Annotated in this window: 21 protein-coding genes; 10 read left to right on the top strand and 11 right to left on the bottom strand. The window is 72.3% G+C overall.

The annotated features are described in order from the left end of the window. Positions 1–238: TetR/AcrR family transcriptional regulator (locus tag STRTUCAR8_RS21960; RefSeq protein WP_044472638.1), on the bottom strand; the 238-nt coding region annotated here is incomplete at its 3' end. Next, positions 235–597, bottom strand: coding sequence for a DUF1304 domain-containing protein (locus STRTUCAR8_RS21955; RefSeq protein ID WP_006378097.1), 363 nt, complete (start codon positions 595–597; stop codon positions 235–237). The genes STRTUCAR8_RS21955 and STRTUCAR8_RS21960, both read right to left, overlap by 4 nt. 137 nt (positions 598–734) lie before the next feature. On the opposite strand from STRTUCAR8_RS21955, the gene STRTUCAR8_RS21950 reads away from it, so the two are divergent. Next, a complete protein-coding gene (locus tag STRTUCAR8_RS21950; RefSeq protein ID WP_044472637.1) occupies positions 735–1,226 on the top strand; it encodes a GNAT family N-acetyltransferase in 492 nt (163 codons plus the stop codon). A 20-nt stretch (positions 1,227–1,246) separates the two neighbouring features. On the opposite strand, the gene STRTUCAR8_RS21945 is transcribed toward STRTUCAR8_RS21950, so the two are convergent. Both STRTUCAR8_RS21945 and STRTUCAR8_RS21940 read right to left on the bottom strand, forming a co-directional pair. Beyond that, positions 1,247–2,878 carry an amidohydrolase gene (locus STRTUCAR8_RS21945; protein WP_006378071.1) on the bottom strand — a complete coding sequence of 544 codons (1,632 nt, stop codon included), beginning with the start codon at positions 2,876–2,878 and terminating at the stop codon, positions 1,247–1,249. Between the two features lie 53 nt (positions 2,879–2,931). Further along, positions 2,932–4,467 (bottom strand): APC family permease, encoded by a 1,536-nt coding sequence (locus STRTUCAR8_RS21940; RefSeq protein WP_006378087.1) that lies wholly within the window; start codon positions 4,465–4,467, stop codon positions 2,932–2,934. Between the two features lie 156 nt (positions 4,468–4,623). On the opposite strand from STRTUCAR8_RS21940, the gene STRTUCAR8_RS21935 reads away from it, so the two are divergent. The 3 genes from STRTUCAR8_RS21935 (at position 4,624) to STRTUCAR8_RS21925 (ending at position 6,837) form a co-directional block, all read left to right on the top strand. Next, positions 4,624–5,352 carry a helix-turn-helix domain-containing protein gene (locus STRTUCAR8_RS21935; RefSeq protein WP_006378100.1) on the top strand — a complete coding sequence of 243 codons (729 nt, stop codon included), beginning with the start codon at positions 4,624–4,626 and terminating at the stop codon, positions 5,350–5,352. A gap of 76 nt (positions 5,353–5,428) precedes the next feature. Next, positions 5,429–5,821: a VOC family protein gene (locus STRTUCAR8_RS21930; protein WP_044472636.1), complete on the top strand. Its 393-nt coding sequence runs from the start codon at positions 5,429–5,431 to the stop codon at positions 5,819–5,821. After that, positions 5,821–6,837, top strand: coding sequence for a cation diffusion facilitator family transporter (locus STRTUCAR8_RS21925; RefSeq protein ID WP_044472635.1), 1,017 nt, complete (start codon positions 5,821–5,823; stop codon positions 6,835–6,837). Before STRTUCAR8_RS21930 ends, STRTUCAR8_RS21925 begins: the two co-directional genes overlap by 1 nt. Positions 6,838–6,905: 68 nt before the next feature. Here STRTUCAR8_RS21925 and STRTUCAR8_RS21920 read toward each other — a convergent pair whose 3' ends face one another. Together STRTUCAR8_RS21920 and STRTUCAR8_RS21915 are read right to left on the bottom strand one after the other, a co-directional pair. Continuing rightward, positions 6,906–7,355 carry a nitroreductase family deazaflavin-dependent oxidoreductase gene (locus STRTUCAR8_RS21920; protein WP_006378072.1) on the bottom strand — a complete coding sequence of 150 codons (450 nt, stop codon included), beginning with the start codon at positions 7,353–7,355 and terminating at the stop codon, positions 6,906–6,908. Positions 7,356–7,467: 112 nt separating this feature from the next. Continuing rightward, entirely contained in the window at positions 7,468–8,100 is a 633-nt protein-coding gene (locus STRTUCAR8_RS21915; protein ID WP_006378094.1) for a LysE/ArgO family amino acid transporter, read from the bottom strand. A gap of 158 nt (positions 8,101–8,258) precedes the next feature. Here STRTUCAR8_RS21915 and STRTUCAR8_RS21910 point away from each other — a divergent pair, with 158 nt between their 5' ends. After that, positions 8,259–8,798, top strand: coding sequence for a flavoprotein (locus STRTUCAR8_RS21910; protein WP_006378074.1), 540 nt, complete (start codon positions 8,259–8,261; stop codon positions 8,796–8,798). A 33-nt stretch (positions 8,799–8,831) separates the two neighbouring features. Here the strand turns inward: STRTUCAR8_RS21910 and STRTUCAR8_RS21905 are convergent, their stop codons facing one another. Continuing rightward, complete coding sequence (locus tag STRTUCAR8_RS21905) at positions 8,832–9,704, bottom strand: endo alpha-1,4 polygalactosaminidase (protein WP_044472634.1); 873 nt, start codon at positions 9,702–9,704, stop codon at positions 8,832–8,834. Between the two features lie 294 nt (positions 9,705–9,998). Between STRTUCAR8_RS21905 and STRTUCAR8_RS21900 the strand changes: the two genes are divergently transcribed. Beyond that, positions 9,999–10,604, top strand: a complete 606-nt coding sequence (locus tag STRTUCAR8_RS21900) for an NADPH-dependent F420 reductase (protein WP_006378096.1) — start codon at positions 9,999–10,001, stop codon at positions 10,602–10,604. Positions 10,605–10,732: 128 nt separating this feature from the next. Next, positions 10,733–13,579: a helix-turn-helix transcriptional regulator gene (locus STRTUCAR8_RS21895; RefSeq protein WP_006378076.1), complete on the top strand. Its 2,847-nt coding sequence runs from the start codon at positions 10,733–10,735 to the stop codon at positions 13,577–13,579. 19 nt (positions 13,580–13,598) lie between these two features. Here STRTUCAR8_RS21895 and STRTUCAR8_RS21890 read toward each other — a convergent pair whose 3' ends face one another. Beyond that, entirely contained in the window at positions 13,599–14,438 is an 840-nt protein-coding gene (locus STRTUCAR8_RS21890) for a phytanoyl-CoA dioxygenase family protein (protein ID WP_006378078.1), read from the bottom strand. Positions 14,439–14,506: 68 nt separating this feature from the next. Between STRTUCAR8_RS21890 and STRTUCAR8_RS21885 the strand changes: the two genes are divergently transcribed. Continuing rightward, positions 14,507–15,493, top strand: a complete 987-nt coding sequence (locus STRTUCAR8_RS21885) for a helix-turn-helix domain-containing protein (protein WP_044472633.1) — start codon at positions 14,507–14,509, stop codon at positions 15,491–15,493. Between the two features lie 495 nt (positions 15,494–15,988). After that, positions 15,989–17,920 carry a ricin-type beta-trefoil lectin domain protein gene (locus STRTUCAR8_RS21880; RefSeq protein WP_044472632.1) on the top strand — a complete coding sequence of 644 codons (1,932 nt, stop codon included), beginning with the start codon at positions 15,989–15,991 and terminating at the stop codon, positions 17,918–17,920. A 21-nt stretch (positions 17,921–17,941) separates the two neighbouring features. Here the strand turns inward: STRTUCAR8_RS21880 and STRTUCAR8_RS21875 are convergent, their stop codons facing one another. The 3 genes from STRTUCAR8_RS21875 to STRTUCAR8_RS21865 form a co-directional block, all read right to left on the bottom strand. After that, the gene (locus STRTUCAR8_RS21875) at positions 17,942–19,237 is read right to left on the bottom strand and encodes an arsenic transporter (RefSeq protein WP_086025790.1); all 1,296 of its coding nucleotides are present in this window, start codon (positions 19,235–19,237) and stop codon (positions 17,942–17,944) included. Positions 19,238–19,312: 75 nt separating this feature from the next. Beyond that, positions 19,313–19,900, bottom strand: coding sequence for a DUF4232 domain-containing protein (locus STRTUCAR8_RS21870; RefSeq protein ID WP_006378081.1), 588 nt, complete (start codon positions 19,898–19,900; stop codon positions 19,313–19,315). 124 nt (positions 19,901–20,024) lie between these two features. After that, a complete protein-coding gene (locus STRTUCAR8_RS21865) occupies positions 20,025–22,409 on the bottom strand; it encodes a SpoIIE family protein phosphatase (RefSeq protein ID WP_044472630.1) in 2,385 nt (794 codons plus the stop codon). Positions 22,410–22,676: 267 nt separating this feature from the next. On the opposite strand from STRTUCAR8_RS21865, the gene STRTUCAR8_RS21860 reads away from it, so the two are divergent. Further along, entirely contained in the window at positions 22,677–25,784 is a 3,108-nt protein-coding gene (locus tag STRTUCAR8_RS21860) for a glycoside hydrolase family 2 TIM barrel-domain containing protein (protein ID WP_006378056.1), read from the top strand. Positions 25,785–25,952: the final 168 nt, after the last annotated feature.

Raw genomic sequence — 25,952 nt, 5'->3', positions numbered from 1 at the left:
GCCAGGCGTGCAGGGCGTCCACGGCCTCCCGTACGACATCGGCGCACGCGTCGACGGCCAGCGCCTCCAGGTCGGGGTAGTGGACGTAGAACGTGGCCCGGCCGACCCCCGCCCGGCGGACCAACGCGGCGACGCCGATCTCCGCCAGCGGGTGTTCGGCGCACTCCGCGAGGAGAGCCTCGCGGAGTTTCGCCCGGGTGCGAGCGGCCCGCGGGTCCTCGGGCGCGCCGCGCGTCACCGCGCGACGAGGACGGCGGCCAGGGCGATGGCGCCGGGCAGCGCCTGGGCGAACAGGATGCGCCGGTTCGCCGTCGCGGCGCCGTAGACGCCCGCCACGATCACACAGGACAGGAAGAAGACCTGCGCCCGGAACCCGGTCGGATCGGCGGCGATCAGCCCCCAGACCAGGCCCGCCGCGAGGAACCCGTTGTAGAGCCCCTGGTTGGCGGCCATGGCGGCGGTCGCGCGGGACATCTCCGCGTCGAAGCCGTGGAACTTGCGTCCCGGCGGGCGCTGCCACAGGAACATCTCCATCACCAGGATGTACAGGTGCAGCGCGGCCACCAGACCGACCAGCACGTTCGCGACCGTCTCCATGCTCGGCAATCTCCTACGTCAGGCTCCCCGGAGCCACTTCTTGGACAGATGTCCATCATGGACAGGCGGCCAGCATACATGGACAGGTGTCCATCAAGTAAGCGGGGTTGTCAGAGCGTGCCGCTAGCGTGCCGGGCATGACTGATCACACGGCCCCTGACCCGACGATCACTGTCCGCCCCGCTCGCGCCGACGACCTGCCGGGACTCGTCGCCTCCAGCACCGGCCTCTTCGCCGAGGACGCCGGCACCCGTGATCCGGGCGTCGACGCGAACTGGCCGCGCGAGCACGCCGCCGCGTCGTTCGCGGCGGCGCTGGACGACCCGGCACGCCTGGTGCTGACCGCCGAGCACGCCGGCACGGTGGTCGGTCATCTGATGGGCTCGCTCACCGAACCCACGGCCATGCGCCCGGTGAAGGCCGCCACCCTGATGAGCGTGTACGTCCGTCCCGAGCACCGGGGTTCGGGAGCAGGGGCTCGCCTGGTGGAGGCATTCGTCCGCTGGGCGGCCGAGCAGGGCGCCGAGCACGCCGAGGTGAACGCCTACGCGGCCAACACGGCCGCGATACGTTTCTACGAGCGTGGCGGCTTCGCGCCCCAGTCGGTGAAACTGCGCCGGAGGCTGTGAGCGAGCCTCGGGACCGGTACTCAGGCAGCCCCCTCCGCCGCGTACACCCTCTCGCCCCCCACATAGGTGAGCGCCACCTTCGTCTCCGCGATCGCCTCCGGCGGGCCGGCGTACGGGTCGCGGTCGAGGATCGTCAGGTCGGCCAGCGCACCGACGCGCAGGCTGCCCGAGTCGTCCAGATGGTTGGCGTAGGCCGAACCCGCGGTGTACGCCGTGAGCGCGGCCGTCAGACCGATCCGCTCGGCCGGGAGGAACACCCGGGAGGACGGGCAACCCGGTGCCGCGCGATTGACGGCGACATGGATCGCCTGGAGCGGGTCGGGGCTGCTGACCGGCCAGTCGCTGCCCGCCGCCAGGGTCGCCCCGGAGCGCAGCAGCGCGCCGAACGGGTACTGCCAGGCGGCCCGTTCGGGCCCGAGGAAGGGGATCGTCAGGTCGTCCATCTGGGGTTCGTGCATCGCCCACAGGGCCTGGATGTTGGCGACCGCGCCGAGCCGGGCGAAACGCGGCACGTCGTCCGGGTGCACCACCTGGAGGTGGGCCAGATGCGGCCGGGTGTCGCTCGGCCCGTTCGCCGCGCGCGCGGCCTCTACGGCGTCCAGGGCGTCGCGTACCGCCCGGTCGCCCAGCGCGTGGAAGTGGCACTGGAAGCCGAGGGCATCCAACTGCGTGACGTACTTGGGCAGTTCGGCCGCGTCCACGAAGCTCGTGCCCCGGTTGGCCGTGGCGCAGCCGCACTTGTCGAGGTACGGGTCGAGCAGTGCGGCCGTGCCCGTCTCGGCGACCCCGTCCAGCATCAGCTTCACGCTGCCCGCCCGGAACCTGCCCTGGCTCAACGCGGCCCGCCGCTCCACGAGTTCGGGGATCTGCTCGGCCCCGCGCTCCCGGTCCCACCACAGCGCGCCGACCACCCGCGCGGTCAGCGAACCGTCCCGGACGGCGGCGAGGTAGGTCTCGGACGGGTCCTCCATACCGAGGAACGAGCCGACCAGCGCGTCCTGCCAGGCCGTGACGCCCAGCGAGTGCAGCCGGCGCTGCGCGGAGAGCAGGGCCGCCAGCCGCTCCGCCGCCGTGACCGGCGGGGTCAGCCGGCCCACGTACTCCATGGCCCCTTCCTGGAGCATGCCGGTCGGCTCGCCCGAGGCGTCCCGCTCGAAGCGGCCGTCCGCCGGGTCCGGGGTGTCCCGGGTGACCCCCGCGAGTTCGAGGGCACGGCTGTTCACCCACGCCCCGTGATGGTCCCGGTTGGGCAGGTACACCGGCCGGTCCGGGACCACCGCGTCCAGCAACTCCCGGGTGGGCGTGCCCCCTTCGAAGGCCTCCATGGACCAGCCGCCGCCCGTGATCCACTCCCGCCCGGGGTGCGCCACGGCGTACGCGCGGACGGCGGCCAGGGTGTCCTCGGCGGTCTTCAGGTCGGTCAGGTCGCACTGGGTGAGTTCGAGACCGGCCGGCAGCGGATGGACGTGGGCGTCCTGGAACCCGGGCAGGAGGAGCCGCCCGGCGAGATCGACCACCTCGGTCCCCGACCCGATCAGATCGTGCACCTCGTCCCGGCCGACGGCGGTGATCCGCCCGCCGGTGACCGCGACGGCCGTAGGGCTTCCGGGAGCGAAGACGGGGCCGCCGGTGAAGAGGAGGTCAGCGTGCATGTTCCGTTCCTTGCTGGTGTGGGGGAGGAGCGACTGCGCTGGGGCGGCGATTGCTACAGCACCGACTGCTGCTGTACGGCCAGCAGTTGGGGCGCGTCCGCGTCGGTGCCCCGGCCGGTGTCGAAGTACGGGCTCCTGCGTCCCCACTTCGCCCACGCGGCGGCCACGAAACCGGACGCGACCATCAGTGACGGTACGAGGAGCAGGAACCAGCCGTTGTCCGGGCTGAGTTCGAGATGGTCGGCGGAGGTGTAGAAGGACCAGCCGAGATAACCGCCGAGCCCCAGCAGCGTGGCCGCGCTCAGCGAGGGCAGCACCACCGCGCGTATGCCGTCCCGCCAGTTCTCGCGCAGCAGGCCCCGGAAGCGTACGGCGGCGGCGAGTGCGGTGAGCGCGTACGACAGCGCGACGACCATGCCGATCGCGTTGACCGCCGCCAGGATCATGTCGGCGAGACGCGGGATGACCAGGGCGAGCCCGGCGACCGCCGCCGCCAGCGCGCCGATCATCAGCGTGCCGGCCGCCGGGGTGCCGTACCGGGGGCTGACCTTGGCCCAGGCCGGGCCGAGCGTACGGTCGCGGCTCATCGCGAACATCGCGCGGGCCGTCGGGATGACCCCCGCCTGAAGTGAGGCCACCGCCGAGAACATCAGGGCGACGAGCGGCAGCGCGGCCAGCGGCTGGTCGGCGAGCCGGTTGCCGAAGAACGCCAGACCCTCGGCGCCGTGGCCCGCCAACTCGCTCTCCGACAGCACCCGTTGGAAGGCGATCGAACCCAGCAGGAACAGTCCGAGCATGGTCACGAGGGTGGTGATCCCGGCCCGCGACGCCTGTCTCGGGTCCCGCACCTCCTCGTTCACACTGAACGCCGCCTCGAAGCCCCAGTAGCAGAACACCGACAGCAGCATGCCCTGCGCGAGCGCCGACGCCGAGGGGATCTGGAAGGGGTCGAACCAGCTCAGGCTGAAGGGGTGCGGGCCGGCGACGATGCCGTAGCCGCAGAAGCCCAGCAGCACGACGTACTCGAAGATCAGCAGTCCGCCCTGGAGACGGGCGGCCGACCTGATGCCGGAGACCGCGGTGAGGGTGACGGCGAGCAGGACCACGATGCCGACGCCGGTCGTCTGCGCGGTCGACCCCGGGTCCAGGGTCAGCCCGGCCACCCGGTGCGCGCCCGCGTCGCCCGCCAGCTGGAGCACCGCCGAGCCGGTGACCGCCGTGGTGTACGCGAGGAACACCACCGCCGCCACGATGTTCACCCAGCCGACCATGAAGCCGAGCCACGGGCTGAGCGAACGCCCCACCCACACATAGCCGTTGCCCGCGTTGGGCTCCACCTTGTTCAGCCGGGAGAAGGCTCCCGCGATGCCCAGGATCGGCAGGAACGCCAGCAGCATGATGGCCGGCAGATGCAGTCCGACCACCCCGGCGGTCACTCCGAGACCGATGCCGATGGTGGTGGTCGCCGCCGTGCTGGACGCGGCGATGGCCACGCTGTCCAGCATGCCGAGGGACCTGCGCAGGGCGGGCGGCCCGGACGGCGCGGCAGACGCCGGTGGGGCGGCTCCGTAGCGCTGGGGATCGGTCATGGCGGTCTCCGCTCACACCTGGGGGCCTCGGACGACCCCGGTGAACGCACATGAAACTGCCCGAGGCCTTAACAGGTCAACGGTGTTGTCATAAGGTGCCCGCACCGGTCATCCGCAGGACCGTGCGACCGTGTCCGACCGCGCAGGAGGAAGCCCGTGAGCGAACGTGTCGTCCCGCCCGCCGCCCGGCGTCGCAGACGCCCCACCAAGCACGGCGTCGTCCTCTCCGAGGAACTGATCGTCGAGACCGCGATGCGGCTGCTCGGGGAACACGGCGCCGAAGCCCTCTCCGTGCGCCGCCTCGGCCGCGCCCTCGGCGCCGACCCGAGCGCCCTGTACCGCTATTTCCGGGACACCGACGAGCTGATGCTCGCCATCGCCGACGAGCTGATCGGCCGCACGCTGCGCACCTGGCGGCCCAGCGGCGACTGGCTCGCCGACCTGCGCGACCTCGGCCTGCGGATGCACGCCGGAGCGCTCGCGCAGCCGCAGGCGGCCGTGCTCAGCTCCTACCGGGTGACCGGACGGGTGTACGAGATCCAGGCCGTGGAGACCGTCCTCGGGGTGCTGCGCGGCGCCGGGTTCCCGGACGTCGAGGCGGTACGGATCTACCACGCCTTCGTCGACCAGTCGCTCGCCTTCGGAGCCCTCGACTCGGCGAACGCGGCCCTGCCCAAGGCGGCCCGTGAGGCGGAGACGGCCGTGTGGCGGGCGACCTACGCCCGGCTGCCCGCCGACACCCACCCGCACATCAACGCGACCGCCCGCCACCTCGTGATGGACATGCGCCACAGCTCCTACCCGGCGGCACTCGACCTCTTCCTGACGGCCGCGGCGGCCCGCCTCGCGCACCTCACCGCGCCCGACCCCCCACGGACTGTGTGATTTCGGCGTGCGGGGTATCCGAACCCGAAAGGGCAGCGGCGAACAGGGCCGCCCCGGATCCCCGTACGGAGGAAGCATGACCTTGGTGACAGCGGGTGTCGTGGTGCTGGACTGCGCCGAGCCGGAGAAACTCGCCGCCTTCTACAAGGAGCTCCTCGCGGCCGATGAGACGGAGGCGACCGCCAACCGCATCGAGATCCTCGGCGCCGAGGGGACCCGGATGGCGTTCCGCCGTGACGTCAACGCCACCCCGCCGAGCTGGCCGCGCCCCGAGAACTCCCTTCAGGTCCATCTCGACTTCCGGGTCGAGGACCTCGACGAGGTGGAACGCAAAGTGATCGGGCTCGGTGGACGCCCGCTGGAGACGAAGGACGCCGGCGGCCCGTACGAGGAACGCGGGTACTCCGACCCGGCCGGCCACTCCTTCACCCTCTTCAAGGTCGTACCGACGGCCCCAAAGCAGCATTGATGGCTCGCACAGACAGCATGGGCAGCACAGCCGGCAGGGCCGCGGACGGTACGGCGTCCGCGGACCGGCGGACGCGTGTGACCGTGCTGGTGGCGCTGGGTGCCAACCTGCTGATCGCCGTCGCCAAGGCGGTCGGCGGACTCCTCACCGGGTCGCCGGCCCTGCTGTCCGAGGCCGCGCACTCGGTGGCGGACAGTCTCAACGAGGTCTTCCTGCTCGCCGCCCTGCGCCGCAGCCGCCGCCCCGCCGACCGGCGGCACCCCTTCGGCTACGGCAAGGAACGGTTCTTCTGGTCGCTGCTCGCGGCCGTCGGCATCTTCGTCATGGGCGGCTGCTTCTCCTTCTTCCAGGGCGTGGAGGCGTTCACGAGTGACGCGGAGGAGTCCTTCGGCGGCTATGTGGCGGGCCTGGTCGTGCTCGGGGTGGCGCTGATCGCGGAGGGCGCCTCACTGGCGCGGGCGGTGCACCAGGCACGCGGGGAGAGCGCGAAGGGCACAGGCGCCGCGGGCGCGCTGCGGGATCCCGCCCTGCGTACGGTGATCGCCGAGGACGGCACCGCGGTGCTCGGTGTGACGCTCGCCATGGTGGGCATGGCCCTGCACATGGTCACCGGGCAGGTCGTGTGGGAGGCGTCGGCCTCGCTCGCCATCGGGGTGCTGCTCGTCTGCGTCGCGTTCTGGCTGGGGCGGGACGCCCGCGCCCAGCTCATCGGTGAGGCCGCCGACCCGGAGGTGAGCCGCGAGGTCCGCGACCTGCTGGCGGCCCAGCCGGAGATCGACAGCGTGGAGGCGCTGTTCACGATGAAGATGGGGCTCGACTCCACCCTGGTGGCCGCCCGGATCGACCTGGTCCCCGGGCTCGACAGCGAGCGGGTCGAGGAGGTCGCCGTACGTATCAAGCGCGCGGTCGTCCACGCGGTCCCCGAGGTCGGCGAGATCTTTCTCGACGTGACCGACGCGGCCGCGAAGGAGGCAGCGCAGAGCCCCGCCGCGACGGGGGAGCGCGGCGGGGCCTGAGGCTCGGGTGCCCGGAGGCGAGGAGTTCATTCCTCCGGGCACCGGACCGTTTCCGCGTCCGGTGCGGATCAGTTCCCGGCGGCCGGTTCGAGGACGAACACGGGAATCTCGCGGTCGGTCTTCGTCTGGTACTCGGCGTACGGGGGGTACGCGGCGACCGCCCGCTCCCACCAGGTGGACTTCTCCTCGCCGGTCACCTCACGGGCGACCATGTCCTGGCGCACCGGCCCGTCCTGGAGGTCGACATGCGGATCGGCGAGGACGTTGAAGTACCAGACCGGATGCTTGGGGGCGCCGCCCAGCGAGGCGACCACCGCGTACTCGCCGTCGTGTTCCACCCGCATCAGGGGTGTCCGGCGGATCTTGCCGCTGCGGGCGCCCCGCGTGGTGAGCAGGACGACCGGCATGCCGGTGTCGAGGAGAGTCGTCCCCTCGGTGCCGCCGGACTTCTCGTACAACTCCACCTGCTCACGCACCCATTGGGTCGGACTGGCTTCGTACTCGCCCTCAAGAGGCATGGAGTTCGTCCCATCGTCTCGTCGCGTATGACTGTTGCGTACGAAGGTCCAACACCGCGGCGGCCCGGATTCATCCGGCCACGGCGGCCGGACCGGTCCCAGGTGACCCCCCTCACGTCGGTGACACCACCATCCGCACCGCCAGCGCCATGATCACCGCACTGGACACGAGGGCCGTCACCAGCCGTCCGCGCCGACCCGTCAGCGCCCGGCCGAGCAACGCGCCGCCGGAGGCGATCAGCACCTGCCAGCTGGCCGAGGCGAGGAAGGCCGCGAGTACGAACACCCCCTGCTCCCAGGCGGACACGGCGTCCGAGGCCCGGCTGCCGAGCACCAGCGCGGCGAAGTAGATCACGGTCGTGGGGTTGAGCAGCGTGATGCCGACCAGCATGAGAAACGCCCGCGCCGGACTCGGCGGCGTGCTGTCGGCGCGAGTGGAAAGAACTCCGGCGCGGTACTGGCGCAGGGCGCCGAGCCCGCCCCTGACCGCGAGCGCGGCCAGCACCACGGCCGAGGCCCAGCGCAGCGGCACCAGCACCGGCTGCAGGGCACCGGCCAGCGCGGTACCCCCGATCGCGGCGAGCAGCGCGTAGAGGCCGTCGGCGGTGGCGACCCCGAGGGCCGCGCAGACACCGGTCCTGAGGGACGTACGGGCGGTGAGGGAGACGAGATAGGTCGTGACGGCTCCGACCGGGACGGCGATGCCGTACCCCGCGAGGAGCCCCGCGACGAGCGCGGCCGTCATGACCGGGGAAGCACGGGCCTCCAGGGGCGGCCGGGCTGCTGCTGGACCCGCACCGGACGAGCGGTGACGGGGGACAGCGGCCGGGGGGCTTCGATCGTAGACATGGCGTGATCCTGGGGGCCGGACCCTCCCACCGGCAACTCATTTAGTGTTTCCGGATGACCGAGACGCCCGCACAGGCCCAGAAGCCCTTCCTCTACGTCGTCGTCTGTGCCGCCGGGATCGCCTCCGACGTCAGCAAGCTGATCACCGCCGCCGAGGAACGGAACTGGCAGGTCGGGGTCATCGCGACGCCCCTCGCCATGGGTTTCTTCGACACCGACGCCGTCGAGACGCAGACCGGACGCCCGATCCGGTCCGCCTGGCGGAAGCCCGGTGACCCCCGGCCCTTTCCGGCGCCGGACGCCGTACTCGTGGCACCCGCCACCTTCAACACCGTCAACAAGTGGGCGGCCGGCATCGCCGACACCCTCGCCCTGGGCACCCTGTGCGAGGCGTACGGGCTGGGTGTGCCGATCGCCGTCGTGCCGTGCGTGGGCTACGCGCTGGCCGCCCATCCCGCGTACCGGGCGAGCGTGGAACGGCTGCGCGGGATGGGCGTGCGGTTCGCGGATCCGTACGCCGGAGAGGGGCCGGAGGACGGGGGACGGCTGGAGTTCGGCTGGGGGCGGGGGCTGGAGCTGCTCGGCACTCCGTGACGCGTCGCCGGAGGCCCGGCTACACGATCCGGGTCAGCGTGTCCTGCGGACGTAACCGGCGCTGCCGGGTGTCGACACATCGACATCCCTGCGTACGATGCTCAGCCGGTCGCCGAAGGCCCCCCGGGCCTTGCGCAGTCCGCTGTCGGTGTACTCGATCACGAGCACCCGGTCGTCGAACGCCTGCGCGTACTCCCCGCATTCGTCGTACTCGCCGCACTCCTCCGCTACCGCGAAGTCCAGGCCGGTCCGCTTCCTGAGCCCGGCCAGCTCCACGGTGTTCTTCTGGCCGACGGCCAGCCCACGGGTGTGCGCGTGCCGGGAGAGGAGCGTGATGAAGGCGGTGGCGTCACCGGCGGTGAGAAGGCCGTCGGAGCGGGTGTAGCTGTCGTAGTTGTCGGGCTCGACCGCGTCGAAGCCCTTGTCCGCGCAGCCGTCGGTCCACTTGTTCACCCGCGCCGCGATCCGGCTCCGCTTCGCCGCCGTGCCGATGTCGAGCAGCGCCTCGTCCCAGTCCTCGTCGACGACGACCTCACCGTTCGCGTCCCGCAGCAGCAGATCGGCGGGCCACGCCTTCTCCGCGCCGGGCTGCGCCTGGAAGGCGTTGACATAACAGACGTTGTACAGACCGGCCGCGGGAGCCGCCGTACGGTCGCGGCTGACGACGCGCACGCCCGCCGGAGGCGGGTAGGCGCCGCCGATCTGGTAGTCGAAGCCGGCGTTCGGCGGCGGCAGCCGCACCTCGGCCGAAGGGGTGGGAGAGGCCGTCGGGCCGGGCCCCGCCGCCTGGTCCGTCTCCGGCGACGCACCGCAGGCCGTCACACCCCACAGGGCCGCGCAGACGGTCGCCAGCACGACCGCGGCCGTCCCTGGACCTTTGACGCGGGGTGCACCCTCGACGGGCATGTCCGCTCCATCGGTCGCGGGTGCGGCCCCGCCTCGGACGCCGTGGCGTTCCTGGCGACTCGGGCCGGACTCGGACCATGTCCACTACCGGCTGGGCGCACCTCTGGGCGCCGGGCACGCGGCCCGGCACGGTCAGGATCAAAGCGTCCGGCCCGTCCGCAGTCAAACGGACTTCCGTGCCGGTACGCCGGACGCGGTCCCAGTCACTTGACAGAAGCCCACGGTCCCACCACCCGGCCATGCTCAGGACACGACCTCGCCCGCACGATCCCGCCGAGCCAAGGAAGGCACGTCATGCGCATCGGCATCATCGGCGCCGGAGCCCTCGGACAGGCCCTCGCGGCCCGCTTCGTGGCCGCCGGGGAGGAGGTCCTCCTCAGCGACAGCCGAGGCCCCCGGTCCCTGCGGGAGACCGCCGACTCGATCGGGCCGGGACTCACACCGGCGACCGTGGCGGCGGCGGCCGGCGAGGAGATCGTCGTACTCGCGGTGCCCTGGCGGGAGTTGACCGAGGCATTGGTGGCCGCCGAGGTGTCCGACTGGCAGGAACGGATCGTCATCGACGCCACCAACCCGCTGGGCCCGCCCGACTTCCGGGTCGTCGACCTCCAGGGACGCCCGTCCAGCGAGATCGTCGCCGGGCTGGTGCCGGGCGCCCGGCTGGTGAAGGCGTTCAACACCCTGGCGCCTGCGGTCCTCGGCGCCGATCCGCGTACACCCGCCGGACGCCGGGTGATATTTCTCTCCGGCGACCACCCGGGCGCCAACAACCGGGTCGCCCGGCTCGTCGAACACGCCGGCTGGGCGGCCGTCGACCTGGGCCAACTGGCTGACGGGGGACGCCTCCAGCAGTTCCCCGGCGGACCGCTGCCGACGCTCAGCCTGCTCCTTCAGCCCTGAACCGAGGACCGGCCCCGGAACTCTCCGGGGACGGAGGACGGCCAACTCACCGTTTATTGTCATGACATGATCGGAGACCGCAACCCGTCGGACTTACGCCCCTCGTCGGCCCCCGCCGGGACCGCCGCATGAGCCCCTCCCGCTTCGGCGCGGAGTGGATCGTCGGCCGTGACCGCGAACTGGCCCTGCTGACCGACCTGGTGAACGAGACGGCGGCCGAACCCGGCGACCTCCCGGGCACTCCGCCGGGCGTCCTGGTCGTGACCGGCCCACCGGGCGCGGGCAAGAGCGTGCTGCTCGACGCCGTCGGCCGTACAGCTCTGCGGGCCGGACTGCGCGTCCTGCGCTGCCGAGGCTGTGAAGGCGAGTCCGGGCTGCCGTTCGCCGGACTGCACCAACTGCTGCGACCCGTACTGGACCTCGCCGGTGAGCTGCCCGTCCGTCAACGGGCGGCGCTGCTCGGTGTGTTCGGGCTCGACCCCGAGCAGTCCGAGGACGCCGCCCCCGACCCGCTGCTCACCTCGCTCGGCGCCCTCACCCTGCTCTCCGACGCGGCGAGCCGGGGGCCGCTGCTGCTCGTCGTCGACGACGCCCACTGGCTCGACGTGGGCACCCTCGACGTCCTCGCCTTCGTCGCCCGGCGCCTCGAAGGAGAGCCGGTCGCGATGGTGCTCGCCACCCGGGACAACGCCGTACCCCCGCAGTTCGCCCGCGAAAGACGGCAGTTGACCGTCGAGCCGCTGCCCCCGGCCGCCGCCGGACGCCTCCTCGACCTCCAGCCCGAACCGCCCGTCGGACGCGCCCGCTCCCGGATCCTCGACCAGGCGGCCGGTGTCCCCCTCGCCCTCGTCGAACTCGCCCGGGCGGTCAGCCGCGACCCCGCCGCAGGACAGGACGGCGCCACCGACGCGCTGCCCCTCACCGACCGGCTGGAGGCGATCTTCGCCGCGGACCTGCCCGAACTCCCCGAGCCCACCCGCCGGTTGCTGCTCCTCGCGGCAGCCGCCGAGACGGCCGAACTGCCCGTCATCCTCTCCGCCGCAGGGCACACCGCGGACCCCGCCGACTGGCGGCCCGCCGAACGGGCGGGCCTCGTCCGCATCGACGGCGGCCGGCTCCACTTCCGGCACCCGCTGATCCGCTCCGCCGTCTACCAGTCCGCGAGCTACGCGGAACGCCACGCCGCCCACACCGCCCTGGCCGACGTCCTCGCCGGTGACCCGGACCGGCGCGCCTGGCACCGGGCCGCCGCCGTCCTCGGCGTCGACGAGCAGGCCGCCCAGGGCCTGGAGGACAGCGCGGGCCGCGCACAACGCCGAGGCGGATACGCGGCAGCCGCCGCCGCCCTCGAACGGGCGGCCCGGCTCAGCCCCGACCCCGACACCCGCTCCAGGCGTCTGGTCCGGGCCGCGACCATGGCCATGCACGCAGGCCACCCGCGCTGGGTGAGCGAGCTGGCCACCCATGTCCTCACCCTCACCGACGACCCGGCCGTGCTCGCCGAGGCCTCGCTCCGGGCCGGCTGGGCACTCGCCGTGACCACCCGTTTCGAGGACTCGCTCGGCTTCCTGCTGCCGGTCGCCAAGGCCGCCGTCGACACCGATCCGGGCCTCACCCTCGACGCCCTCGCCACGGCCACCACCCCCGCCTACCACTCCGGGGACCCCACGTTCCGCGAGCGCATCCAGCGCATCACCGAACGCGTTCCGCCCCAGGACGACGAGAGCGGCCGGATGTGGGCGCTGGCCGGCTGCGACCCCGCACGCCACCGCGAGCAGGCACTCGCGCTGCTCAGGAGCACCGACTGGACCGAGCCGCTGCCCGGGCACTCCGAGGCGACCGCACCGGACCGCAGACTGTCCCGGCTGATCGTCGTCGGCGCCGCCGCCTGGGTCCTCGACGAGACCGCCGAGGCCGTCCGCCTGCTCGGCGCCGCCCTCGACCATCTGCGGCGTTCACCGACGGCCGGCGCCAACGCGACCGTCGCCAACGCCCTCGCCCTCGCCCTGTACGAGAACGGCTCCTGGACCCGGGCCCGCACGGTCTTCGACGAGTCGTACCGGACGGCCGCCGAGGCCGGCCTGGAGATCGTGGCGGCCGGCTCGCCCGTCGTCGGCGCCACCATCCTCGCCCTGCGCGGCGACACCGAGGCGGCCCGCACGGCCGTGCAGCGTGCCGTCCACGGCGTCGACCTGCCCAACTCCCGCAGCCTGCAGGTACGGAGGCACTACGCCCTCGGCGCCGCCGCCCTCGCCGAAGGTGACCACGCCGGCGCCTACACCCGCTTCCGGGCCGTCTACACCCAGGACGCCGAGCCCGAGCCTGTGCACTACCACGCCTCCCACTACTACCTGGCCGACCTCACGGCAGCGGCCGTACGCACCGGTCGCGCCGACGAGGCACGCCTGATCGTCGACGCGACCCGGCGCCGCCTCGCGGCCGGCGGGATCTCCGCCCGGCTGGCCGCCGTACTGCACCGGGCGGACGCCCTGCTGAGCGAAGGGGACGAGGCGGAGGAGCACTTCACGGCCGCGCTCGCCGACCCGGCCGGTGAACAGTGGCTGTTCGAGCGGGCGTCGGTCCGACTCGACTACGCGGAGTGGCTGCGCCGCAGACGCCGCTCGGTGGAGGCCCGCCCCCAGCTCACCGCCGCACTCGTCGCCTTCGAACGGGTCGGCGCCCGCCCCTGGACCGAGCGCGCCCGCGCCGAACTGCGGGCCGCCGGCGTCACCCCCACCAGCACCACGCCGCGTGACGTCCTCGCCGAACTCACCCCGCAGCAGCTCCAGATCGCCCGGCTGGCCGCAGCAGGCCTCACCAACCGGGAGATCGGTGAACGCATCTTCCTCTCGCCCCGCACGGTCGGTTTCCACCTCTACCGCGTCTTCCCCAAGCTCGGCATCACGGGCCGCGCCCAACTCCGCGACGCGCTGCCGGAGTCGCCGGAGCAACTGGACGGAACGCCGGGGCCGTGATCGGACGACGGCGTCGCCGTCAGTGCGGTGCGGACGCCGGCCCGAACTCCGTACCGCACGGCCCCGCGTGCTCGCTCTCGCGCAGCCGGACCCGGTCGCCGTTCATGGAGACCGTCCGGTAGAAGTGGCCGATGCGCTCCGTCGAGCGGCCCACGTAATGACCGATGAAGGAGCGCCGGAACCGGTCGGCGCTGCGGTTGGGCTGCGAGCCGTGCACCAGGCTGCCGTTGAAGAACAGGACGTCACCCGGGGCCATGTCGACCGGCACCGGGGTGAGTCCGGGCGGCGGCGGCACGTACTCCCGGGCGAAGGACACTCCGGCGTCCGCCTCCTGCGGACAGAACAGGTCCATGCGGTGCGTGCCCGGCACGACCTCCAGGCCGCCGTTCTCCCGGTCGATCGTCTCGCAGGCGATCCAGGCGGCGACACACGTGCCCGGTTCGACCCGCAGAAAGAAGTTGTCCTGGTGCAGCGCCTGGCCGCGCGCACCCGGCGGCTTGTAATAGAACATGCTCTGCGCGGCCAGCACCTCCTCGCCGAGCAGTACTTCGAGGACGGCCCGCAGCCGGGGATCCAGCAGCCAGCCGAGCGACGGCTCGTGGAACTCGTGCGGCTGCATCACCCGCGGATACGCGTCCAGCGGGTCGGCCGGGCGCCCGTCCTGCCCGGGCGGACGGGGCTCGAAGTGCCCCGGCACCGGACCGGCCGCGTGCAGCGCCGCGAACTCGGCGCGGAGTGCGGCGATCTCGTCGTACCCGAACAGGCCCCGCACGACGGTGAATCCGTCCTCCTCGAACCGTCGGCGCTCCGCCTCCGGCAGGATGTGAGCGTCGGCGGCATCGATGCCTGTGACTGTCATCGTCCACTCCTTCGGTCCGCTGTCACCAGCCGTCAGGCTAGGGTTTGCCGCCCCTGGTAAGGATGCCCATGAACGCTGACCGATTGCCCGAGACCGCTGTCTCCGCACCGCCACCCGGTCTGGTGACCGTCGGGCGCTACGACCAGGGGCCCGGTTACGCCGTCAACAGGCCGCAGGGCGCCGACAGTTGGCTGTTCACCTGGACGACGGACGGCCACGGCCTGCTGACCCAGGGCGCGGCCGGGGCGCGGGCCGGCGCCGGGGACCTGGTCGTCCTCGGCCCCGGTGTGCCCCACCGCTACCAGATCCGGCCGGGTGCCCGGCACTGGCGGTTCTGGTGGGCGCACTGCCAGGCCCGCCCCTCCTGGACGTCCTGGCTGAGCCCGTACGCGGTCGGCGACGGCATGTACGTCGTCGCCCCGGTCCCGGGCGCCCTGCACGACCGGATGGCGACGGCGTTCGCCCGCATGCTGTCGGACGCCCGCTGGCCGGGCAGCGCGGAGCGGCCGCCCGGTTCCGCTTCCCCCGCCACGCCGGACGGCCCGACAGCCGTCGCCCACGGCACCGCCGCCCGGGAGCTCGCCTTGTGTTCCCTGGAGGAAATCGTCCTGCTGGCCTCGGCAGCGGCCCGCCCCCTTCCGAACCGGCCGGGAGTCGACGCGCGGGTAACCCGGGCGGAGGCACTCATCACAGCCGACCCCGCCGCCCCGCACACCGTCCGATCGCTCGCCGACGAGGTCGCGCTCTCCCCCTCACGGTTCGCGCACCTGTTCACCGAGCAGCTCGGCCGGTCCCCGATGCGGGCGCTGCGCGAGGCCCGGCTGAGCCATGCGGCCCGGTTGCTGGAGGCCACCGACCTGCCGGTGGAACGCGTCGCCGCCGCTTCCGGTTTCGCCAGCCCCTTCCACTTCAACCGGGTGTTCCGGGAGCGTCACGGGACGCCGCCGGGCGCGTACCGGGCGCTGTGCAGACGGGGTTCGGCCGAAACCGCGCCCGCTATTGGTTCCGGGACGGCTGTGGGCGGGAGATGTGAAGGAACCGGTCAACCGACGTGACGACGCCACCCGTTGCGACGGCCGTCGCACGCCAGGAACCATGAGCTGCGAAAACACGCAAGGGGCGCGGACAGGACACCATGGGTGGGCGGTTTTACGCCATCCGCGGGGGACCGGACTCAATGGTTGCGAAACGTCCCTGAGTGAAGTGAATACCGTTTGCAATGAGGATGTTGATACAGTGGCAATCCCTAAAGGTGCATCCCATTGACACGCCGTCAACCGCTTTAGGTCACAGAGCAATGCGGAAAACGGCGTGATCTCTTGTTACGGCTCGATGAGCTGTGCAAAGGTGTGCACGTCGGCGTGCGGGCGATCTTTTCTGCCTCTGCACGTACGCGACGCCCCCGCTGACTCCCCGCTCCAAAAGAGCTGTCTGCCGCGGGTGTTCGCGATACCGATTCCCTGTTTGGTCGGATCCTGTCGTTTCGTCGGCAGGGTCGCATACCCCTGGGTATGGACTAAAACCCGCGTTGTCCGTGGAGGAATACAGACGTGAAAGACGCAGGCCTGTCGAATTCCCCAACCCCGGCTCCCGCGTCCGACGCCTCGGATGTCGAACTGAGCGCGGAGCTGAAGAAGTGGACGGGGACGACGCCCGCGCTCCATCCCGTGGGTGAACTGCTCGACAGGCACTGGGAAGCGGCCTTCGCCTATGCCCGTCTGTGCACCAGCGGTCCGCGTCCCGCCGGAATGCTCACCACGGCCGCGTTCACCCGCCTCTTCGGGGAATCCCTGCGGCAGAGCGGCCCCACCTCCGCGTGGCGGCCCCACCTCCTGGTCACCGTGCGCCGACTGGCGGCGGAGTGGGAGGGCGACCACCGGCACGAGATGCTCCACCCCGAACTGCGCTCCACGGCCGGTGGCGGAAACCGTGTCGCCGCCCGGCTGCTGCCCGCCCCCGACCGGCGGCTGCTCTCCAGGGCGTTCCAGAACCTCCCACAGTCCGCGCGCTGCCTGCTGTGGCACGCGGAGGTCGAGGCCGAACCGCTGGAGATACCCGCCGGCCTGCTGGGCCTGAGCGTGACGGACGCCGCCGTGGAACTCGGCCGGGCCCGCGGACGTCTGCGCGAGGAGTGCCTGCACGTCCACCGCGAGGTCGTGCAGCAGGAGGAGTGCCGCCGCTACATCCGGCTGATCGACGTCACCTGCCGACGCCGCAGCTTCGACATCGACCCCGACCTCGCCAAGCACCTCGCCGACTGCAAGCCCTGCCGGTACGCGGCCGACCAGCTGAACCAGTTCAACGGCGACCTCGCCCTCGCGCTGGCCGAGGGAGTCCTCGGCTGGGGTGCGCGCGCCTATCTGGAGTCCCGCCCGGGCCGCGCCGCGGAGAGCGCCATCGTGGAGGTCGACCAGGCCCCGGTCATCGAGATGGCCACGGTCGAGAGCGTGCTCCCGGTCCCGCGTGTCCTGGCGCAGGCCCCGCCCATGCCGGCGAACCCGCCTGTCACCACCGAGCTGGCTGTCCGCCCCGGCTCGCACCGCTCCGCGCACAAGGCGGCCCGGCGCGCGGTCCGCCGCCGCAACCGGGTCCTGGCCGCGGCGACCGTGAGCGCGCTGGTCCTCGTGCCGCTGGTCCTGTGGTCCGTCCTGGGGTCGGACGACGACGAGGGCCAGACCGCCGGGACCAGCCCCTCGGACACCGCCACCAACGGCTCCGGCGCGTCCGACAGCGACCCCTCGTGGGTCGGCTCGGGGGAGACCACGAAGGGCGCCCTGCGCGGCCGACTGCACAACGTCGAGTCCAAACTGTGCATAGGCGTCGTCGGCGGCAAGGCCGTCAAGGGCGCGGAGACCGAGCTGACCACCTGCTCGGCGGCGACCGGCCAGGAGTGGACGTACGAGACCGACGGCCTGCTGCGCAACGCCGCCGCGCCGGACCTCTGCCTCGACTCCCACCTCGGCTACTCGGTCCAGCTCGCCCCGTGCACGGGCGTCTCCCAGCCCGGCACCAAGAACGTGCGCTACGACTTCACCCTCCAGGGCACCCTCGTCCCGCGCTGGGACCAGGAGCTGGCGCTGACGCCCGCCACCGCCAGGGGCGAGGCGCCGCTGGTCCTGAAGCCGCGCGAGGAGGCCGCCGACCAGCACTGGGTCTTCGACTCCTCGGCGCCCTCGCTCCAGATGGAGGCCGTCAACTGGGACGCGGCCACTGAGTCGAGACCGCCGGTCGTCAAGAACAGCCCCGAGCCGTCGACCACCCCGGCGCCGAGCCCCACCTCCACACCGGCCCAGCCGACCCCGACCCCGTCGGCGGCCGCGACGACCCCCTCGGCCTCGAACCCGCCGAACGTGCCCTGCTACTACTACGGGAACTACAACTGCGGGACCAACCCGTACGGGAACAACCCGTACGGAAACACCGGCGGCAACCCCTACCCCTACGGCTACGGCGGCGCGTACGGGGGCTGGGGACCCCGCTGACGACCGGGACCCGGCCGCCGCTCAGCCCCCGAGGACGACCAGCGAGCCCCACAACGCCACCACGGCCGGGATCAGCGCGGCCGGCACGGAGATCAGTCCGAGCCGGGTGAACTCCCCGATCCCGACGTCGTGTTCGTGCTGGTGCACGATGCGCCGCCACAGCAGGGTCGCCAGCGATCCGGCGTACGTCAGGTTCGGACCGATGTTCACCCCGAGCAGCACGGCGAGCACCGCACCGGGACCGGCCGTGGCGGTCAGCGGCAGCAGCACGAGCACCGCGGGCAGGTTGTTGATCAGATTGGCGAGTACGGCGGCCAGCGCGGCGATACCGAGCAGCGCGAGCAGTCCCGTTCCCTCGGGCAGCACCCGGCCGAGGGCGTCCGCGAGCCCGTTGTCGACGACCGCCCGGACGACGACGCCCAGCGCCAGCACGAACGCGAGGAACCCGGGCGCCGTGGCCCGCAGCACTGTCACCGGGGTGGCCTGCCGTCGTACCAGCGCACGTCCGGCGAGTACGAGCGCCCCGGCGAGCGCGGCCCAAGCGGGATCGATGCCCAGCGCGGAGGCCACGACGAACCCGGCCAGCGTGCAGGCCACGGTGACGAGGGCGAACAGCGGAAGCGCGGGCGCGTCCCCCGTCTCCGACTCTGTGCCCGTGCCCGTCTCCGTGTCCGAGGGTGACGGGTCCGGCGTCGGCCCGGCCAGGTCGGCGGCGAAGAAGCGCCGGAACACCAGGTACTCGGCGCCGATCGCGACCAGCCAGGGCAGCGTCATCAGCGCGGCGAACCGGGTGAAACTCAGGCCGCTCGCGCTGAACGCCAGCAGGTTGGTGAGGTTGGAGACCGGCAGCAGCAGTGACGCCGTGTTCGACAGATGCGCGCAGGCGTAGGTGTGCGGCTTGGGCCTGACCCCCGTCCGGGCGGCCGTGGCGAACACCACCGGCGTCAGCAGCACGATGGTCGCGTCCAGGCTCAGTACGGCCGTGATCGCCGAGGCGAGCACGAACACCGAGGTCAGCAGCCGCCCGGGCCGGTTCCTCGCCCAACGGGCCATCCACACGCCGCAGGCGCGGAAGAGTCCCTCGACATCACAGAAGTGGGCCAGCACCAGCACCGCCGCGAGGAAGCCGACCACCGGCCCGAGCCGCTCGGCCTCCTCCCACGCGTGTTCCGGCGAGATCGCGCCGGTGAGGACCACGAGCCCGGCGGCGGGCACCGCCACGACCGCCTCCGGCAGCCCGAACGGTCGGACGACGGCGCAGGCGAGGACGGCGATGAGCAGGACGACGGACAGTGCCTCGGCGGACGGGGCGTTCAGGGTTCGGTCCTCCGGGACAGGGGTGACGGTACCCGTCCATGTAAACAGACCTCACCGGGCGGCCCACCGACCGGGTCAGGGTCCGGTGCCGGGACCGAAGACCGTCAGGAACATCGCGGCCTCGTCGCCGCCGACCGGTACCGCACCCTTCTCCCAGGTCACCTTCAGCTGGTCCCGCTCGTCCGGCGGGGTCACCAGCAGCTCCGCCGGAGTCGCCGTCTCGGCCCCGCTGAGTTCCGGGTCGGCGAAGCTCAGACCCGCCCAGGCACTCTCGCCGGTCGCCAGACGGACCGTCGTCAGCCGGGTGGCGGCGGAGGGTTTCGGGTCGGGGCCCAGCTGTTCGCCGGCCGCGTCCACGAAGGCGGCGCCCGGGTAGCCGCGCAGGGTGCAGGTGCGGGTGGAGTCGTTGGTGAGGACGACGGGGAAGTTCCGCTGCCCGGCGCCCGCATCGGGGCGCCCGACCGAGGCACTGAGCTCGTGGGCGAGGCAGCGGGTGTCGCCCGTGGGCGCGGCGGTCACGGTGGGGAGGGCCGTCCCGCGGACGGTCGGGCCGCCCTTGTTCGCGCCGCCGCTGGCGCAGGCCCCGAGCAGGACCGGTAACGCGATCGCGCTCGCGAGCAGCGCGGCCCGGTGTGCCGGCCGGGTGGTACGGAAGGTCGACATGTCCACACTCCTGGGGGTCGCTGCGCGTACGGCGTCTCGTGCACCGTCACGAGTGTCCGGGGCGACCGGAATCCAAAACTCCCGCGTGGCACCGGATCGAGCCGTCCTCAGCGACCGCCGGGACTCATATGTCGCCCGTCAGGGACAACTCGGCCCAGATGGTCTTCCCGTCGGGCGTGTGGCGGCTGCCCCACCGCTCGGTGAGCTGAGCGACCAGCAGCAGACCGCGGCCACCCTCGTCGAAGGTCCTTGCGCGCCGCAGATGCGGGGCGGTGTGGCTGCTGTCGGAGACCTCGCAGATCAGGGTGGCCGCGTCATGGATGAGCCGCAGCCGGATGGGGTGCGAGCCGTAGCGGATGGCGTTGGTGACCAGCTCGCTCACCACCAGCTCGGTGGTGAACGAGGCCTCGCTCAGGTCCCACACGTCGAGCTGCTCGCCGACCTGCTTGCGGATCGGCCCGACGAGCGCCGGGTCGGCCGGAATGTCCCAGGTCGTGACACGGGAGGCGGGCAGGCCCTGGGTGCGGGCCAGCAGCAGTGCCACGTCGTCGGCCGCGCCGCCCGGGGGAAGCAGGGTGTGCAGGATGCGGTCGCACGTCTCGTCGAGCGAGTCCGCGTACGCCGCCAGCGCGTCGCACAGCATCCGGTGGCCGGTGTCGATGTCCCGCTCGCGGCTCTCGATCAGCCCGTCGGTGTAGAAGGCGAGGACCGTGCCCTCGGCGAGATCCAGTTCCGTGGACTCGAACGGCAGGCCGCCCAGCCCCAGCGGCGGTCCGGCGGGCAGCCGCACCTGCCGGGGAGTGCCGCCCGGGGTGAGGACGACCGGCGGAGGATGCCCGGCGCGGGCCAGGGTGCAGCGACGTGACACCGGGTCGTACACCGCGTACAGACAGGTAGCCCCAACCTCGCCCGGGTTGCCGTCGCCGCCGGCCTCGGCGGACAGCCGTACGACGAGATCGTCGAGGTGGGTGAGCAACTCGTCCGGGGCGAGGTCGATGTCGGCGAGGGTGCGCACGGCGGTACGCAGCCGGCCCATCGTGGCCGAGGCCTGGATGCCGTGGCCGACCACGTCTCCGACGACCATCGCGACGCGCATCCCCGACAGCGGGATCACGTCGAACCAGTCGCCGCCCACCCCGGCCCGCGCGGCCGGAAGGTAACGCGAGGCGGCTTCGAGGGCGGCGGTGCGCGGCAGCGTCCGGGGGAGCAGGCTGCGCTGCAGGGCGAGAGCGGTCTCCCGCTCGCGGGAGAACCGGCGGGCGTTGTCGATACAGACGGCGGCCCGGGCGGTCACCTCCTCGGCGAGCAGCGCGTCGTCGGCAGTGAACGGGTCGGGCCGCCGGTAGCGGGTCAGGACGGCGACACCGAGGGTCGTACCGCGCGCGGTGATCGGCACGGACATCGTGGAGTGGATGCCGAGTTCCCTGACCCGGTCGAAGCGGGCCTTGTCCCAGGCCAGCCATTGTTCGACGTCGGCGGAGGGGAGGGTCGCCACGATGGTGCGGGCCGCGAGAAGGGAGTCGGCCTGGGGCGAGGAGACGGGGTAGCGGTCGAGCTGGCCGACCTTGGTCACCGCTTCGGGGCTGCCTGGCATGATCGAGCGGTGGGCGGCCCGGCGCAGGCTGAGCGGCGCCGTCAGTTCATCCACGCGGTGGTCACCGCCGTGCTGCGGCGGGTCCAGCAGATCGACGCTGACGAAGTCGGCGAGCGCCGGGACGCAGACGTCCGCCAGCTCCTGCGCGGTCCGGGTGACATCGAGAGTGGTGCCGATGCGTACGCTCGCCTCGTTGACCAGCTGGAGCCGCTCCCGGGCGAGGTACTGCTCGGTGAAGTCGTGGGCCGCGAGACAGACCCCCCGCACCCGCCCCTCGGTGTCCGTGAGAGGCGCGATCCTGGCCAGCCAGGCGTGGGCGTGGTCCTCGCCGCCGGTGCGCAGATAGGTCTGGACGTCCTTCGCCCGGCCGCTGGTCAGCACGTCGAGCATGTGCAGTTCCAGCTCCGAGCTGCGCTCCCGGCCCCCTATCTCGGCGATCCTGAGCCCCCGGATGCGGGCCGGAGGCAGCCCGATGACAGCGGCCATCGCGTCGTTGACGCAGTGCAGCCGCAGTTGGTCGTCGTAGACGGCCGTCGCACAGGGCGCCTGGGCGAGCGCGGCCCGCATCAGCGGGTCCTCGGTGGGCCGGGCACCGTTCCCCAGGGGGGTGACGACGAGCCAGTCGCCCCCGCCGCCGTCCGGGGCCGGCCGGTGGTGGGCGAGGAGCCAGGCGGACACCGTCCGGCCGTCGCGGTGACGCAGCGCGAGAGTGCCGTGCCAGGGATCCTCGGCCGGCCGGCCGGGCCCGTCCGAGCCGTCGGCGACCAGGAGGGAGGCGGCGGGACGGCCCAGCATCTCGGCCGCCGACCAGCCCAGCAGCTGTCGAGCCCCCTCGTTCCAGCCGGTCAGTGCGCCCCGCGCGTCGACGACGGCGCGCGCCGTGGCGGCATCGTCGAACGGGTACACCGGACTCATCGCCGCCACTCCATCGTGAACACACACAGTGAGCAAGGGACGTCACTGGTGTTCCACCCTAATGCGTCCCGCCTCCGTACGGGCTGGAACACCCCTGTCCCCGGAGCCCCGCGCGGACCGCCGCACAGGGCGGGAATTCAGGCCGTTGTGACGGGTGAGACCGAAGTACGCCCCCGAGGTCTTGACGGGTGCATGCTCCAAGCCGTCAGAATCTGTTTGTTAACGATCAGTTGTGAGTACTTCTGGGTCCTGGTGAGGGAGAACCGCATGACGGTCACGCGCAGATCGGTGCTGGTCGCCGGTACGTCCGCCCCCGCGGCCGGAGCCCTGCTGGGCACCGCGGCCGACGCGCGGGCCGCCGCGGGCCGGGCCGGCCGCCGAACCGTGCCGCTGCGGGACGGCTGGCGCTTCGCGCTGGTCGACCCGGGCGGGCTCACCGACCCCACGGGCGCCTACGCCGACGCCCCCGACCCCGCCTACGACGACTCGACGTGGCGGACGGTCGCCGTGCCGCACGACTGGAGCATCGAACTCGCCCCCACCACCGACCACGGCACCACCAGCGGCACCGGGTTCTTCCCCGGCGGCCTCGGCTGGTACCGCCTCGCCTTCACCCTCCCGCCCGCGCTCGCCGGCAAGCGGATCTCGGTCGAGTTCGACGGCGTCTACATGGACTCGTACGTCTACTGCAACGGCACGGAGCTGGGCCGCCACCCGTACGGCTACACCGGATTCACCATCGACCTCACCGATGTCCTGCACACCGACGGCACCACCGAGAACGTGCTCGCGGTCAAGGTGCAGAACCGCCTGCCCAGCAGCCGCTGGTACTCGGGCAGCGGCATCTACCGCGAGGCCCGCCTGGTCGTCACCGAACCCGTGCACGTGGAGCGCTGGGGGACGTACGTCACCACGCCGGAGATCACGGAGGACCGGGCGGTCGTCCAGGTGCGGACCTCGGTCCTGAACGCGTCGGGGGCCGCCGCCGATGTCGAGGTCGTCTCCCGGATCATCGACCCCCGCGGCCGTACCGTCGCCCGTACGTCCTCCACGGTCACCGTCACCGACCGGTCGAGCGAGACCCATGAACTCACGGTTCCCGAACCGAAGCTGTGGGACGTCGCGGCCCCGCACCGCTACACCCTGAAGACCGACCTGCGCGTCGGCGGCGCCACCGTGGACACCCACCGCACGACCTTCGGCATCCGGAGCTTCCGTTTCGACCCGGACGAGGGTTTCCAGCTCAACGGCACCCATCACAAGATCAAGGGAGTCGACCTCCACCACGACCTGGGCGCCCTCGGGGCCGCCGTCAGCATCGACGCGATCCGCCGGCAGATGACCGTCATGAAGTCGATGGGCGTCAACGCCTTCCGCACCTCCCACAACCCGCCCTCGCCGGAGATGATCCAGGTCTGCGAGGAACTGGGCATCGTGATGATGGTGGAGGCCTTCGACTGCTGGCGCAGCCCCAAGACGCGCTACGACTACGGCCGCTTCTTCGACGAGTGGGCGGACAAGGACATCACCGAGATGGTGCGGGCCGCCCGCAACTCGCCCGCCGTCATCATGTGGTCCATCGGCAACGAGATCTCCGAGTTCACCTCCACCGCCGGCCTCACCATCGCGGACCGGCTCATCGCCGCCGTCAAGGCGTCCGACGACACCCGCCCGATCGTCATCGGCTCCCACCGCCACCGCAGCGTGCCGGCCCCCGGCACCCCCGGCGACCTGATCCTCGCCAAGCTCGACGGCCTGGGCCTCAACTACAACACCGCGGCCTCCGTGGACGCCCTCCACGCCCGCTATCCGCACCTGTTCCTCTTCGAGTCGGAGTCCTCCTCGGAGACCTCCACCCGCGGCGCCTACCAGGAGCCGGAACGCCTCAACACCGGCGAGAACCACACCCCGGGCAGGCGCGCCGTCTCGTCGTACGACAACAACCTCGCCTCCTGGACGATGAGCGGCGAGTACGGCCTGAAGAAGGACCGCGACCGGAAGTGGTTCGCGGGCGAGTTCCTGTGGTCGGGCATCGACTACATCGGCGAGCCGACGCCGTACGACGTGTTCCCGGTCAAGGCGTCCTTCTTCGGCGCGGTCGACACCGCCGGTTTCCCCAAGGACATGTACCACCTGTTCCGCAGCCAGTGGACGAGCGAGCCCATGGTCCATCTGCTGCCGATGACCTGGAACCACGAACCGGGTGACACGGTGGAGGTCTGGGCCTACGCGAACGTCGACACGGTGGAACTGTTCCTCAACGGAAAGTCCCACGGCACAAGGCGGTTCGACACGAAGAAGACGGCCGACGGCCGTCCCTACCTGGAGACCACCGAGGCGACCGGTGACGACAAGACCGTCACAGCCGGCGCCTGGCCCGGCAGCTACACCAGCCCGACCGGCAGCGCGGGCAAACTCCATCTGACCTGGCATGTGCCGTACGAGCCGGGCGAGTTGAAGGCGGTGGCCCGGCGGGGCGGCCGGGTCGTGGCGACGGACGTCCTGCGGACAGCGGGGCCGGCGCACGCGATACGCCTCACCGCGGACCGCAAGTCCCTTGCGGCCGACGGCCGTTCGCTGTGCTTCGTCACCGCCGACGTGGTCGACGCCCGGGGTGTGGTCGTGCCCGGCGCCGAGCACCTGCTCGCCTTCGAGGTCGACGGCGGCTCGCTGGCCGGACTCGACAACGGACGTGAGGAGAGTGCCGAGCGCTATCAGGCGAGCACCCGAACCGCCTTCCACGGCAAGGCACTTGCGATGGTCCGGGCGGGCACGGCGGCCGGGCGGCTGAAGATCACTGCTCGTGCGGCCGGGCTGCGCACGGGAACGCTCACCGTCCGTACGACGCCGGCGCACGACGAGGCGCTGACTCCGGCCACCCTCTTCGCACCCGACCCGGGCCCGGCGGCCCCCACCTACCCCCTGGCGGACGCCAGTTACTCCGGCCGCCCGGACAGTCTGCCCGCCGCGATGCTGGACGGCGCGCCGTCCACCGGCTGGTCCAACGCGTTCTACAAGGCACCGACCGCGCTGCTGCCCGCGTTCAGCGGGGCCCGCGCCGAGGACTGGATCAGCGTCGACTGGGGACGGGCCCGCGACTTCACGCGCGTCGAGGTCTCCTTCACGGTGGACGCGACGCACGCGCTGCCCGCGTCGGTCGCCGTGTCGGTGTGGGACGGCGACCGGTTTGTGCCGGTGCCGGACGCGTCTGTCCATTGGTCCGACACCTCCGACACGCCTTCAGCGATCACCTTCGCGGCGGTACGAGGCGCCAGGCTCCGCCTGGACCTGACGAGCCGTTACCCGGGAGAGGAACGGGGCGCGGTGCGGATCAGCAGGGTGGAGGCGTACTGGAGGAGCCCGTCCGGCGTCTGAGGACGAGGCCTCTTCAGGGCCTAAGCGGGGGTCTGGGGGCGCAGCCCCCAGGGATGGGACGGGTAGGGGCGGCGGGGAAGAAACCCGTACGTGAGCCATTCGCGTCCGGACCGTTGACGAAGGCGAGGCGCCTCGCACAGCATGGGCCACGTCCGCCTCTGGGAGCGC

Origin of the sequence: Streptomyces turgidiscabies Car8 (assembly GCF_000331005.1) — a bacterium.
Classification (GTDB): domain Bacteria; phylum Actinomycetota; class Actinomycetes; order Streptomycetales; family Streptomycetaceae; genus Streptomyces; species Streptomyces turgidiscabies.
This window is presented reverse-complemented; position numbering and strand designations above follow the sequence as displayed.